Origin of the sequence: Shewanella sp. NIFS-20-20 (genome assembly GCF_019209865.1) — a bacterium.
Lineage (GTDB): Bacteria > Pseudomonadota > Gammaproteobacteria > Enterobacterales > Shewanellaceae > Shewanella.
Window position 1 is genome coordinate 83,808 of the sequence record NZ_JAHUTT010000006.1, and the last position, 13,576, is coordinate 97,383.

14 protein-coding genes are annotated in these 13,576 nt (G+C 47.3%); 9 read left to right on the plus strand and 5 right to left on the minus strand.

Translation table 11 applies throughout. From position 1 onward, the window contains the following. The first annotated feature begins 25 nt into the window (after window positions 1-25). The 5 genes from KU855_RS03370 to KU855_RS03390 all read left to right on the plus strand — a co-directional run bounded on the left by KU855_RS03370 (window position 26) and on the right by KU855_RS03390 (window position 4,176). Complete coding sequence (locus tag KU855_RS03370; RefSeq protein ID WP_218528940.1) at window positions 26-259, plus strand: hypothetical protein; 234 nt, start codon at window positions 26-28, stop codon at window positions 257-259. A gap of 210 nt (window positions 260-469) precedes the next feature. Then, window positions 470-2,341, plus strand: coding sequence for a methyl-accepting chemotaxis protein (locus KU855_RS03375; RefSeq protein ID WP_218528941.1), 1,872 nt, complete (start codon window positions 470-472; stop codon window positions 2,339-2,341). 124 nt (window positions 2,342-2,465) lie between these two features. Next, window positions 2,466-2,714, plus strand: a complete 249-nt coding sequence (locus tag KU855_RS03380) for a GlsB/YeaQ/YmgE family stress response membrane protein (RefSeq protein ID WP_218528942.1) — start codon at window positions 2,466-2,468, stop codon at window positions 2,712-2,714. Between the two features lie 260 nt (window positions 2,715-2,974). Continuing rightward, on the plus strand, window positions 2,975-3,442 hold the full coding sequence (locus KU855_RS03385) for a rhodanese-like domain-containing protein (RefSeq protein ID WP_218528943.1): 468 nt from the start codon (window positions 2,975-2,977) through the stop codon (window positions 3,440-3,442). A 155-nt stretch (window positions 3,443-3,597) separates the two neighbouring features. After that, window positions 3,598-4,176, plus strand: a complete 579-nt coding sequence (locus KU855_RS03390; protein WP_218528944.1) for a histidine kinase — start codon at window positions 3,598-3,600, stop codon at window positions 4,174-4,176. 51 nt (window positions 4,177-4,227) lie between these two features. On the opposite strand, the gene KU855_RS03395 is transcribed toward KU855_RS03390, so the two are convergent. After that, a complete protein-coding gene (locus KU855_RS03395; RefSeq protein ID WP_218528945.1) occupies window positions 4,228-5,403 on the minus strand; it encodes a type III PLP-dependent enzyme in 1,176 nt (391 codons plus the stop codon). 204 nt (window positions 5,404-5,607) lie between these two features. Here KU855_RS03395 and trxC point away from each other — a divergent pair, with 204 nt between their 5' ends. Beyond that, window positions 5,608-6,030, plus strand: a complete 423-nt coding sequence (trxC, locus tag KU855_RS03400; RefSeq protein ID WP_218528946.1) for a thioredoxin TrxC — start codon at window positions 5,608-5,610, stop codon at window positions 6,028-6,030. A gap of 135 nt (window positions 6,031-6,165) precedes the next feature. Beyond that, complete coding sequence (locus KU855_RS03405) at window positions 6,166-6,348, plus strand: hypothetical protein (RefSeq protein WP_218528947.1); 183 nt, start codon at window positions 6,166-6,168, stop codon at window positions 6,346-6,348. 74 nt (window positions 6,349-6,422) lie between these two features. On the opposite strand, the gene KU855_RS03410 is transcribed toward KU855_RS03405, so the two are convergent. Both KU855_RS03410 and KU855_RS03415 read right to left on the minus strand, forming a co-directional pair. Beyond that, entirely contained in the window at window positions 6,423-6,629 is a 207-nt protein-coding gene (locus tag KU855_RS03410; protein ID WP_218528948.1) for a cold-shock protein, read from the minus strand. 58 nt (window positions 6,630-6,687) lie between these two features. Beyond that, window positions 6,688-6,900, minus strand: a complete 213-nt coding sequence (locus KU855_RS03415; RefSeq protein ID WP_218528949.1) for a cold-shock protein — start codon at window positions 6,898-6,900, stop codon at window positions 6,688-6,690. A 451-nt stretch (window positions 6,901-7,351) separates the two neighbouring features. Here KU855_RS03415 and KU855_RS03420 point away from each other — a divergent pair, with 451 nt between their 5' ends. Then, window positions 7,352-9,355, plus strand: a complete 2,004-nt coding sequence (locus tag KU855_RS03420) for a Cache 3/Cache 2 fusion domain-containing protein (RefSeq protein ID WP_218528950.1) — start codon at window positions 7,352-7,354, stop codon at window positions 9,353-9,355. A 65-nt stretch (window positions 9,356-9,420) separates the two neighbouring features. On the opposite strand, the gene lysS is transcribed toward KU855_RS03420, so the two are convergent. Both lysS and prfB read right to left on the minus strand, forming a co-directional pair. Continuing rightward, a complete protein-coding gene (gene lysS / locus KU855_RS03425) occupies window positions 9,421-10,932 on the minus strand; it encodes a lysine--tRNA ligase (RefSeq protein ID WP_218528951.1) in 1,512 nt (503 codons plus the stop codon). A gap of 61 nt (window positions 10,933-10,993) precedes the next feature. After that, window positions 10,994-12,092, minus strand: a protein-coding gene (prfB, locus tag KU855_RS03430) for a peptide chain release factor 2 (RefSeq protein WP_218528952.1) whose coding sequence is annotated in 2 segments (ribosomal slippage) — window positions 10,994-12,016 and window positions 12,018-12,092 — 1,098 coding nt in all. Because the reading frame shifts where the segments join, the coding sequence is not laid out codon by codon here. A 257-nt stretch (window positions 12,093-12,349) separates the two neighbouring features. Here prfB and KU855_RS03435 point away from each other — a divergent pair. Next, window positions 12,350-13,357 (plus strand): pentapeptide repeat-containing protein, encoded by a 1,008-nt coding sequence (locus KU855_RS03435; protein ID WP_256260857.1) that lies wholly within the window; start codon window positions 12,350-12,352, stop codon window positions 13,355-13,357. Window positions 13,358-13,576: the final 219 nt, after the last annotated feature.

The following is a 13,576-nucleotide window of genomic DNA, read 5'->3' on the forward strand; positions in this document are numbered from 1 at the left end:
TGCGCTGCACTAAGCCCCCCTATTTATGAACAAAGAAAAACTCGGTTTATTTATCCTCGCCATCGTTATTTCGGCATTTGGCATTTACGCCTTCGAAGGCAGTCGTCAGGTCTTAAGCGAGTTCGGTATTGATTCACCCTGGCCAATCATTGGCATATTTGCCTTATTAGGGCCATTAACTTGGTGTGCTAATCGCTGGTTTTGGCCAACCTTACTTGTGTGTATCACTCTACCATTAACCATCATTTTCTTCGGCTAGGCCAACGAACATCTAGCGGCTAACCCAAAGTAAACACATACTTTTTATCGCCGCCACTCCATTTAGCCAGCAGATGTTTGAGAAAGTTCAAACATTGCCAGTGAATATCTATGAGTAAAGGCTAAATTATGTCACTATCCGCGCCATTCTTTGTTATGCCGGCATTGATTTGCACTCAAGCGCCTGCGCATCATCTTTAGTTGTTAATTTATGAAATCTTGGTCGCTCAATACGAAAATACTCCTCGCCACTATTTGTGCTTTAACCGCATTAACTGCCTTATTAACATGGCAAAGCTACAGTCATAAGAAGGACACCTTAACCCAAACCAGTCTGGCGCAAATGCAACAGGTGGCGAACCTTGAAGCCAACCGCATCAGTGAGTGGTTGCAAGTCCGTAAAAATATTCTCAATGCGATGGCGACCCACATAAGTGGCGACATCAGCACCCATTTACAGCAAGGCCAAGCCTCAGGCAATTTCCAACTCAGTTATTTCGGAGAAAGCAACGGTCAGATGCATGATTCTGATATCAGCATAGATCGCACCGGTTATGATCCCCGCCGCCGCACCTGGTATCAAGCCGCGACGGCAGCCAATGATCTGGTGGTCACCGAACCTTATGTGGATGTTGCCTATAACATTACCGTGATCACGCTTGCCAAGGCGGTGGCCAATGGGGTTGTCGGCGCGGATGTCTCCATTGCTGGGATAGTGTCTCAAATAAGCGCCATGCCGTTGCCCGCGAATGGCCAAGCCATTTTAGCCCATAACAATGGCACCACGATTGCCTATCAGGATAGCCGCAAAGCCTTAATGCCCTTGACGCAGATTGATGACCAACTGCACAGCAATATTGCGCAAATTAATCAAACGAGTGGCGCATTTTACCCACTGCTGATGGATAGCGATCAACGCCAAAAATTAGTGTGGGCCCAACCCATCCCCAATACCCAATGGCAATTGTTGTTAATCTTAGACAAGGACACCTTAGACGCCCCCTTGCTGCAGATGCTGTGGACTCAGTTAGCCATTGCCGCGCTGGCACTGGTGATCAGTGTCTTAGTGATCCGCTATTTAGTGCAACTGTTGTTGGCACCATTGGCGCGGGTAACCGATGCCCTGTCATTAATCGCCGCAGGCAGTGGCGATCTCAGCCAAAGATTAACCATTGAGCACCATGATGAGGTCGGGGAGCTCGCCACCAGTTTCAACCAATTTGTGATCACCCAGCAGCAGTTAATCAGCCAAGTGCGACAGCTGAGTATTGAATTAGAAGCGGATGCTAACGTGGCATTAAGCACTAACCAAATGGCCAGCCAAGAACTCGACAAGCAGCAGCAACAAATAACCATGGTGGCGACCGCGGTCACCGAAATGGCCAGTGCCACTCAAGAGATAGCAATGAATGCCGAGCAGACCGCTGCGGCCGCGCAACAATCAGCGTCCAGCAGTCATCAAGGGCACTCACAAGTAGAGCAAACTCGGCAATCGATTAATCATTTGGCCAGCGAGGTTGAAAGCGCCACCGGTATCATTCACGAGCTCAACCGCCACGCACAATCCATCTCCAGCATTTTAGGCACCATCCAAGGCATTGCCGAGCAGACTAATTTACTGGCGCTCAATGCCGCCATTGAAGCCGCGCGCGCAGGCGAGCACGGTCGCGGCTTTGCCGTTGTCGCTGACGAAGTGCGCATATTGTCACGTCGCACCCAAGATTCGACCTTAGAAATTCAAGCCACCATCGAAACCCTGCAACACACCACAGCTCACGCAGTCACCATGATGCAAACCAGTCAGCAACTGGCCCAGCACAGCGTGGCCGATGCCGATATTGCCGCTCAAGCCTTAACGGAAATCGCCCAAGCGGTTGCCGTGATCTCCGATATGGCGGCTCAAATTGCCACCGCGGCCGAAGAGCAAACCCAAGTGAGCGCCGAAATTTCTTACAACGTCGTGGTCATTAAAGATGTGAGCGAAGAAGTCAGCAACACCGCCAATCAAGGCTTAGCACACGCTGAAACCCTTAAAATCCGTGCCGACAAGCTCAATCAGCAAGTGGCAACGTTTATTCTTTAACAGTATCAAAACATCGCTAGGCCGTGAAAGTTTAGCGGCCTAGCGATGTTTTGCCCCCGCCGCCCCACCAGGGCAGAAGCTGTCCTATACTCTTCTTCGGTACTTATTGATCTAAGGAGAATATATGACAGTGTCAGCCATCATAGTCATGTTAATCATCGGCGCGGTCGCCGGCTGGTTAGCAGGCAAAATCATGCAAGGCAGTGGCTTTGGCCTTGTGGGCAATATTGTTGTCGGAATTGTTGGTTCATTTTTGGGAGGATTTGTATTTGGGCTACTCGGACTCGCTTCCGTTGGCATCATAGGTTCGATTATCAGTGCGACAATAGGTGCAGTGTTACTCTTGTTTATTATCCAAAAAGTCAAAGGTTAAACCAGGCGCCGCACTAAGGATGGTGCAGGCCGCTTCCCCCTCGAGTTAACCCTTTTAATAAATTTTCATGTCTAAAACGTATTACTGTCACCAAGCAAAAGCGCGATTAATCCCAATAAATATCGATAAATCCAAAGGTTATTCTTTAAAAAATAAGTAATTATAAAAATGTCGTCTCGTCAAAGCATCGCCATTGCACCGAGAGATTAATCCAGCCAAGAATGATAAGGACAAACACAACCATTAGAGAAATGATCATTATGCGCACCAAATATATCAGCACCTTGGCCTTAGCGACGTTATTCTCCGGCGCGGTTAATGCCAGCAGTTATAACCCCGAACTGGCAGCCAGTTATCAAACGTTTTTCGCCCCGATTAAAGGTGCCGCCGCCGGTAAAAACCTCGGTTTGATGAGCCCCGAAGCCTTTGTCAACAGCATCAAAGCCGGTACTGATCTGGTGGCCATCGATATCCGTACGCCCGCCGAAATGGACATCTTTGGTTTATCTTTACCGGGCAGCTTAGCCATGTCGGCTGAAACCGTGTTTTTACCCGAAAATCTCGCCAAACTGCCCACCGATAAGCCGGTCGTGATTATTTGTAAATCTGGGGCGAGAGCCACGGCCATCGGCACGGCGCTGCGTCATGCAGGTTTTGATAACGTTAGAATTTTAAAGGGTGGTTTTAAAGGCTTAAGTGGCTATTTAGGGCCAGTACAAGCCAACTAAGCTGTCGGCCCATGAGGGTGTGAGGGCGCAAGTGTTCGGCTCTCATCCCTTGAACTGGCAATCGCGGCATTTGTGGTTTAAGGTAAATTGTTAGTGTTAACATCAATGAATGTCACAAGAGGCTTTTCTCCTCGATAAGTCTTGGGAGCACGACAATGAAAATCCTAAACGCGTACCCTATTCATAAAATTGATCACCTGACTCAACCCCATCATTTAACGAATATCAATCTCGAGTCGGCGGCCAGCGAAGTGTTTCTCGACTTTCACCATGCTCCGCCCAGTATGATTGATGCGGACACTCAAGCTATTGGTGCGCAGGAAATGATGCGCCACGAGCACTGCGCCATAAAGATGGTCATCGATCGGGATGAAGATCTTATCGGGATTATTACCCAAGAGGCCTTATCCCCTCAGGCTATCACCCAACATCAGAACAAATTCACGCCAAAAGGCGACATCACAGTGGCCGATTTGATGTCCCCAAGAGATCAATTAATCGCATTGGATTTTCAACAACTGCTATCGAGTACGGTCGGGGATATTCTGAATACGCTCAAGCTGTCAGGTTTGAGTCATTGCTTGGTCGTCGATAACCAACAACACGAAATTCGCGGCTTAGTGGACGCTGCCGATATCGCAGAGCGCCTGCACATCCCTGCGCCGCAAACTTCATCCAAACCATCATTTCTAAGTATTTTTAAATATTTAGGAGGTAAGCGTCTCGCCCAATAAGCCGGGATGCTCACTAACGACTCAGCTCACGTTGAGATGAGTCGTTATCAATTAAAGGTAATAATCTTTAAGCGGCGGAAAACCGTTAAAACATACCGCCGAATACGTGGTGGTATAAGCGCCAGTTGTTAGCCAATATAATTTATCTCCGATGGCCAAATCTTGTGGCAACCCATAGCGATAATGCTCATACATGATATCGGCACTGTCACAGGTGGGGCCAGCAATGACACAAGCGCCTAAGGGCCCGTGCTTATCGGTCACAATCGGAAATTTAATCGCCTCATCCAAGGTTTCAATTAACCCAGAGAACTTGCCGACATCCGCAAACACCCAGCGCTCATTAGAGTCACTCGATTTATGAGAAATCAGCACCACTTCGGAAATCAACACCCCGGCATTTGAAATCAGCGATCGCCCTGGCTCAAGGATGATTTTCGGCATTGTCTCTGGAAATGCCTGCGACAAATAGCCGGTGATCGCTTGGGCATACCCAGCTAATGCCTGGGTCTTATCCAAATAATTCGCCGGAAAACCACCGCCCATATTGATCATCGCCAACTTAATACCCGCTTGTTCAGACAAACGAGTAAAGAGTTGTGCCACTTGATTAATCGCAACTTGCCATGCACCAATATCTCGTTGTTGCGAACCGACATGAAATGACACCCCATAAGCTTCAAGGCCTAAAGATTGTGCCAATACTAATAAGTCATAGGCCATCTCAGGCTGACAGCCAAACTTACGTGATAATGGCCAATCGGCGGTGTCGTTGCCCACGGTCAGAATACGTACATAAACTCGGCTACCGGGGGCGGCTTGAGCCAACATACGAATATCGGCCTCTGAGTCAGAGGCAAATAAACGCACTCCACGCTCATAAAAGGCTTCCACATCTTGACGCTTTTTAATGGTATTGCCAAAACTGATGCGATCGCAGCTGACTCCGTGCGCCATCACCATCTCTAACTCATAGATAGAGGCAATATCAAAATTAGCGGATTTTTGATGCAACAAGGCCAGGATAGGTGCGCCAGGATTCGCTTTAACCGCATAATAAATATGAGCAAACGGGAAGTTTTTAGTCATTTCATCGTATTGTGCAGCGATAATCTCAGTGTCGATCACCACACAGGGCGTTGGCTTATGCTTAGCAAACTGCTTAATGCGCTCAAATCGCGATAACTCATAGTAATCAGTAACTTTGATTGACTTAAACTGGCTCACAAATAGATCATCCCTAGACTTTGATTTTCATTTATTGAGAAGTAAACGCTATTTACCCTCAACAAGCAATGAATACTTATGCGTCTTGGTCGCTTTTTTTTATAACACCCGATTAAGCCAGTCTCGAAAGCCACTCCATGGGCTCGTCATAGGGCTAACATTTCGCTAAAATCATTGCTTCAACCAGTGATTAAAGGATGTAGCATGCTTATCTCTTGCCCTCAATGTGCCGGCTTAAATCGGGTTAGTGACCAGCGTTTATCAGATAACCCTCAGTGCGGCCATTGCCAATCACCATTACTCAGTGGTGTACCTATCACCCTGACCGCTCAAAACTTTAGCCGCCATGCCAATCAATCTGAATTCCCCATAGTGATCGACTTTTGGGCGGATTGGTGCGGCCCCTGCCAGAGTTTTGCCGCCACCTTTAGCGCCGCCGCGAGCCGTTTTAGCCAGCAATATCGCTTCGGCAAAGTCGATACCCAAGCTCAGCCACAATTAGCCGCCCAATTTGGTATTCGATCCATACCCAGTTTGATCATCATCAAGCAGGGCACGATTATCGCGCAACAAGCCGGTGCATTATCCGGGGCCGATCTTCAGCAATGGTTAATGGCCAATAGCTAATCTCATATTGGCGGCCAAACATGATAATTGTCAGCAATTGATAACGATCTACTTGCTCAAGGCGCATTGGCTTGCTAGCTTGAATACTATAAAAACAATTATGTTGTCAGCTGATGTAACCTACAGGACAAGACTATGAGTACTCGCGCCCCAATGAATCACCAAGGGGAGAATAAAAGTCCCAAAACCAATTATGAGCAAATGGCAGATGATTTTGTTGCCATGTTTACTGCCATAGCGAAGCAGAGACCAGAGCAGACAGCTGAAATACTCAGCCAGGATTTAGACGAAGGAAACAGCCCTAAACCGCTACCTTAATTGAAGAAAATCTAAACTGCAGATACAAAAAAGGTCGCTTATGGCGACCTTTTTAACTTCTTATTGGTGGCTAATTACAGCGCAACAACGTTAGAAGCTTGAGGACCCTTAGGACCTTGTTCCAGAGCGAAAGACACTTTTTGACCTTCAGCTAAAGTTTTGAAGCCATCAGAAACGATAGAACGGAAATGTACGAATACATCTGGACCGCCGTTATCTTGAGCAATAAAACCAAAACCTTTCTCTTCGTTGAACCATTTTACTGAACCAGTGCTAGACATATGATGCCCCTTTAATTATAGAAAACTAGATAAAATATTTGTCGAAGTAATTATATAATTACAGAGCAACAACGTTAGCAGCTTGAGGACCCTTAGGACCTTGCTCAAGCATAAAAGTAACCTTCTGACCTTCGGCTAAAGTTTTGAAGCCTTCAGAAACGATAGCGCGGAAATGTACGAATACATCTGGGCCGCCGTTATCTTGAGCGATAAAACCAAAACCTTTATCTTCGTTAAACCATTTTACTGAACCAGTGTTTGAATTAGACATTTGATGTCCCTTATAAATAATTAATTAAATGAATTTCCAATAGATTGGAATACTAAAGCTCGAATTATTAATATTTACGAAGAAGCGAAAGGAAACACTGAGGACAAAAACGAAACGAGAATGCATCTTAGGGTTTTGCTTGAACTTATGCTTATTTTAATAACTCTACTCTCAAGTAGCGGCAGAATAATAGCAGTGAGCGTTCGCCAAAGTAAAGCAGTATTTTGTTTATTTTTTGATAGCCTTCTAGCTGTCTAAGCCGGCGACTCCCTCTCTGCTGTCTCTGGTGTTCATACTCTCTACAAGCCCCATAAAGACTCGGTTTATGATGGCCAGCATCGATTGCAGAACAATTTTTATTCATGAAAATCTGATAGCTAGAACAAGATCACTCCAATTTAAGCCAAAACTCGCTACAGTGCGAAAAAAAATACTATCGCAGGGAATTGCAGTGAATTTTCAAACATGGCCTATTGCCAGGCAAATTGGAGTTTTAGCATTATTATTAAGCATTTTCATTTTAGGTGGTATCGGGGCCATTTCTTATTTTACCGCGGCGCAGTCATTACAAGATAAAGGGATATCTTCCGTTAAACGTCAAGTGCATAGTGTGTCAGAATTGCTCGAAATGCAGTACCACAGTCTGCTGAACATGGCCGAGCACAATGCCGACGTGTTTCGTAGCATGTATCCGGGTGAATTTTACCAAACCGATCGCAGTATCAAAATTCTCGATAAACAAACCCCAGCACTATTTCATGAAAAGGAATTAATCAACTCCGCCAAAAGTAAGGTGGATAGGTTTGCCAACATCACCGGCGGCAATGCTACCGTCTTTGTGCGGGTCGGCGATGATTTTCAACGCATTTCTACCTCAGTGGCCATGGACAATGGCCAACGCGCACTGGGCACATTTCTTGGCAAAGATCACCCCGCTTATGGGGCGTTAATCGCGGGGAAACCCTTTGCAGGTTATGCCGAATTGTTTGGTCGCGATTACATGGCCGTCTACCGCCCCATCACGGATAAACACGATAAGCTCATCGCCGTGATGTACATAGGGTTTGACATCAGCAATTCAATCGCACATTTACGCAATAGTATCAAACAACTTATGGTGGAAGAGTCTGGCCACTTTTTATTAGTTAATAACAATAACAACACGGTTATTTTTCATCATCAGTCGCCGTTTGGCACTCCAGTCTCCGCTGCGATCCTAAATGGATTGACCCCAAGTGAAATCACCACCAACGAGTATGAACGCCATTACCTCAATAATGAACAAGTGGCCATGTACGGTTTTGTCGAGGAAGTGAAAGGTTGGCATTGGAGCTTAGTGGCCCAGGTTCCTGCCCATGAACTCAATGAAGAAAGCCTGCAATTGCTGACCAGCAATAGCTTACTATCATTACTCGGCGTGGTTCTTATCAGTCTTGCCTTAGCCGCAGTGCTAGTCAATCGCTTAAAGCCGCTCCGGCAGTTGCAAACCAGTGTTGCCGCCCTTGGCGATGGCGACCTGCAACAAGCGTTAATTCAACCCCCAGCCCATAGCCGCAATGAAGTCGATGGCATCACCGCCAGCATTGCACACATGGCCACCAAACTCAGCGCGACCTTAATAGCCTTGAAACATTCGGTGACACAGTTAGATACCTTAGCCAATGACTCACGCCAGCAGGCTGATGTCAATCGCCAAGAAGCGCAAACCATGTTGTCTCAGACCGACCAAATAGCGGCCGCCATCGAAGAAATGTCGACCTCGATTAGAGACGTGGCTCAACATACCCAACATGGGGCGAGCATGAGCCAAGAGGTGGGCGGCTCGGCATCCGTCGGCCAGCAACAAGTGACTCAGCTCGTTAAAAACCTAGAAGATTTGCGCCAGCAAATTGATGACAGTCAGCACTCGGTCACGGAAGTTGAGCACGCCAGCGTGGCTATCAGCAAGATCACCCAAGTGATCAATGCTATCGCCGAACAAACCAACCTATTAGCATTAAATGCGGCGATTGAAGCGGCAAGAGCGGGTGAGCAAGGGCGCGGTTTTGCCGTGGTCGCTGACGAAGTGCGCTCACTGGCTAAACGCACCCAAGAGGCCATTGTTGAAATCGAACAAAGTATTCAGCAGTTACAACTGCAAGTGGGACACACCAAGGCGCAAATGGACACCAGCCAACAACTGGGCAGTCATTCGGCTGCCGAAGGCCAAAAAGTCGGGAGCGAACTTCATGCGATTACCAATAGCATTAATGAATTAGTTGGGCTCAGCGGCAATATTGCCTGCGCCACCGAACAGCAAAGTGCTGTGGCACATGACATTACCCTAAATCTGCATCAAATGACGGATTTGGCACGCTTAGGTGAAGAACGCAGCGGTCAAAGTCAGCGCGCTGCCACTGAGCTCGAGCAGCTGGCGCAACAGATTAAGATCCAAATCGCTAAATTTAACTGTTAGTGCGTATCGACACCGACAAAAAAGCCCAGAATATTCTGGGCTTTTTTACGACTCATGGAGCCAAATTAGGCTTGAGGACGCATCGCTGGGAACAGGATCACGTCACGAATGGTATGAGTATTAGTGAACAACATCACTAAACGGTCGATACCAATACCTTGACCGGCGGTCGGTGGCAGACCGTGCTCCAACGCCGTAATATAATCGGCATCATAGAACATGGCTTCATCATCACCCGCATCTTTAGCATCTACCTGAGCTTTAAAGCGCGCATCTTGATCTTCAGCATCGTTTAACTCGCTGAAACCGTTCGCCACTTCACGACCACCAATGAAGAACTCAAAACGGTCAGTAATAAAGTCATTACCATCGCTACGGCGAGCCAGTGGTGAAATATCAGCAGGATAACCGGTAATAAATGTCGGCTGCATTAACTGCGGCTCGGCGGTTTCACCGAAGATTTCTTCTAACAGCTGGCCACAGCTCCAGAAGGTTTCCACATCAATATGCAGACTCTTCGCCAGCGAGCGCATAAAGTCGAGATCTTTGACTTGCTCATAGGTCATGGCTTGGATAGTGGCATTGTCAGGATTGTAATGCTGAATCGCTTCGAGCATGCTCATTCTGGCATATGGGCCACCGAAATCTATGGTGTGTTCGCCATAAGGCAGCTTGGTATCACCGCACAAATCTTTGGCGATAGAGCTCAACATTTCTTCGGTTAAATCAATCAGATCGTTGTAGTCAGCGTACGCCATATAGAATTCCATCATGGTGAATTCTGGGTTATGACGCGGCGACAAACCTTCATTGCGGAAGTTACGGTTAATTTCGAACACACGCTCAAACCCACCGACAACTAAACGCTTGAGATATAACTCAGGCGCAATACGCAGGTACATTTCGATATCCAGAGCGTTATGATGGGTCACGAATGGACGCGCAGAAGCACCACCAGGGATGACATGCATCATCGGGGTTTCTACTTCCATAAACTCTTTTTTCACCATAAAGTTGCGGATAGCCGCCACCACTTTAGAGCGCATCATAAAGGCTTGACGAGAATCTTCGTTCACGATCAGATCAACATAACGTTGGCGATAACGCGTTTCTTGGTCGGTCAAACCATGGAATTTTTCTGGCAAAGGACGCAGCGCCTTAGTCAGCAACTGGTATTGTTCCATGTTGACGTATAAATCGCCTTTACCAGACAAGTGCAGCTGGCCAGTCACACCGATGATGTCACCAATATCCAGACCTTGATAACGTTCTTTAATATCACCTTGAACGCTCTTTTCGGCGTACGCCTGAATGCGGCCAGACACATCTTGGATCACTAAGAAGGGACCACGCTTAGCCATGATGCGGCCAGCAATACTGGTGGTAAAGCCTAACGCTTCCAGTTCTTCTTTGGTGTTGTGACCGTACTCAGCCTGCAGTTCAGCCGCTTTATGGGTGCGACGGAAAGTATTAGGGTGAGCGTTAGCAGGACACTGCGAACGGACATGCTCAAGCTTAGCGCGACGCTCGGCGATCAGCTTGTTCTCATCTTGGGTTACTTGCACTTGTTCAGTCATATCTTTCTCTCTGTGCCAACATTGGCCGGCGAACCGACCACCTGGTCAATCTGAATGGCCCTTACAGGCCGGACTTCAGGCTGGCCTCAATAAATTTATCTAGGTCACCATCTAATACCGCTTGGGTATTGCGGGTTTCCACTCCGGTACGCAAATCTTTAATACGTGAATCATCGAGCACGTATGAACGGATCTGGCTGCCCCAACCGATATCAGACTTAGCATCTTCAGCGGCTTGCTTTTCAGCATTCTGCTTCTGCATTTCCAGCTCATACAGCTTAGCTTTTAATTGCTTCATCGCGGTATCACGGTTTTTATGCTGCGAGCGGTCATTCTGACACTGCACAACCGTATTGGTCGGCACGTGAGTAATACGAATCGCCGATTCGGTACGGTTAACGTGCTGACCACCGGCACCAGAGGCTCGATAAGTATCGACGCGCAAATCCGCGGGGTTGATATCAATCTCAATTTCATCATCAATTTCAGGGTATACAAACACTGAGCAGAATGACGTATGGCGGCGACCACCGGAATCAAATGGTGATTTACGAACCAAGCGGTGAACACCGGTTTCAGTGCGCAACCAGCCAAAGGCGTATTCGCCACTGAACTTAATCGTGGCACTCTTAATACCCGCAACGTCCCCGTCTGACACTTCAATCAGTTCTGGCGAAAAATCGTGGGCTTCGCCCCAACGCAAGAACATTCGCAGTACCATGTTGGCCCAATCTTGAGCTTCCGTACCACCCGAACCCGATTGAATATCCAAATAACAATCATTGTTGTCATGTGGGCCTGAGAACATGCGGCGGAATTCGAGTTCAGCCAAACGCTTTTCAAGCTCGGCCAATTCGGCTTCAGCATCATTGAAGGTATCTTGATCGTCTTCTTCAACGGCTAATTCCAGCAGACCTTCAACATCTTCAAGACCCGTGTCTAAGGTGTCGATGGTTTCTACCACAGCTTCGAGACTTGAACGCTCTTTGCCTAAGGCCTGAGCACGCTCAGGTTCGTTCCATACTTCAGAGCTTTCCAGCTCACGGCTCACTTCTTCTAGACGCTCTTTCTTGGCGTCATAGTCAAAGATACCCCCTAAGAAGCTGGGTGCGCTCGGCCAGCTCCTTAATCTTAAATTTCACAGGATTGACTTCAAACATGATGATTTACTTTCGAGTTGGAGTTAAAAGGCGATAAAGGCGGCATTTTACCCTAATTCCATCGCGAATCACAGATGAATAGCCATCAAAACTACTCAAGTTTTTCCCCTAAAAATACCGCCTCCCTCCGCCCGAATATGAGATCAACTCGCCATCAATTCGAGGCACCACCCTATTTGCGCTAAATTTAGAGAGATTTTTATTCATATGTTGAGCTTAAAGATTCGGATTCAGCCTCGGCTGGAAAAATTAGCATTATGGCGTTAGCGACTATACTCAACAGCATGGACGAAATAAAAACATGTTGTTACAAGGAAGATAACGGACATGAGTGCCACGCCCCCGCGCTAGCCTCAGGCTTGTGCTATTGGCACGATCCAAAACAGCTCAAAGATAGCCCTGACACCGCCAAACAATTAGAAGAGTTTGCTCATCAAGGTGGCATGCTTCGTGGTATACATTTGCGTCATGCCAACCTCGAAGGCATCGACTTAGTGCATCACCACAGCAAGACTGGCTACGATATGAGCCATGCCGATCTTTATCGCGCCAATTTGCAAGGTGCGCATTTATTCAATCTCAATCTCGACAAAGCCAATGTCATGAAAGCCGACTTACGTGACGCTAACTTACATTTAACCAAACTCTCGCAAGCCAATCTTCTCGGGGTCAAATGGGCCGGAGCCAAAATTGAAAATGTGCATATTGGTGGCGATATTATTCAAGAGCAACAAGCCTATCGCGCGTTAAAACTCGATGAACATGAGATAGCGCAGGATTATTTCGAGCAAGCCGAAGAAATTTACCGTGATTTACGCAAAGCGGCTGAGCATGAAGGCTTATTTGCCATGGCAGGGGAATATATTCAAAAAGAACTCACCATGCGTCGCCAACAGATGCCCAAGTATAGCCAGCAACGAATGGTCTCTAAACTCATTGATATGTTTTGCGGTTATGGCGAAGCACCCCTTAGGGTCATCTTCTTTTCGCTGGCGCTGATTGTATGCTGCGCCTGTGTGTATTTCTTCACTGGATTAATGTTTAACGGCCAGACCCATGTGGCCCACGCCAACATGCAATTTTCTGAGTATCTCTCATTATTCTTTAATTGCTTATATTACTCAGTGGTCACATTTACCACCTTGGGCTATGGCGACTTCACCCCGGTGGGATTTTCCAAGGCGGTGGCGGCCTTTGAAGCATTTACCGGCAGCTTTACTATCGCCTTGTTCGTCGTGGTCTTTGTAAAGAAAATGACACGCTAAAGCAGCGATGGGGGCTAAGTCACATGATTTACCGTAACTTAATAACGGCATGCGAGCGCCGCCCCTAAAAAAACGAGATCCCCATCAATCCAACCTAGACCACAACGACGCGCACCCTACACTAACAACCAAAACGTGAGTCTTGCCACGAATCCATCACAAAGATCGGCTGGCATGACCTGAGACCCTGCTTGCGCTAGGTATACTTTGGACAAAGCG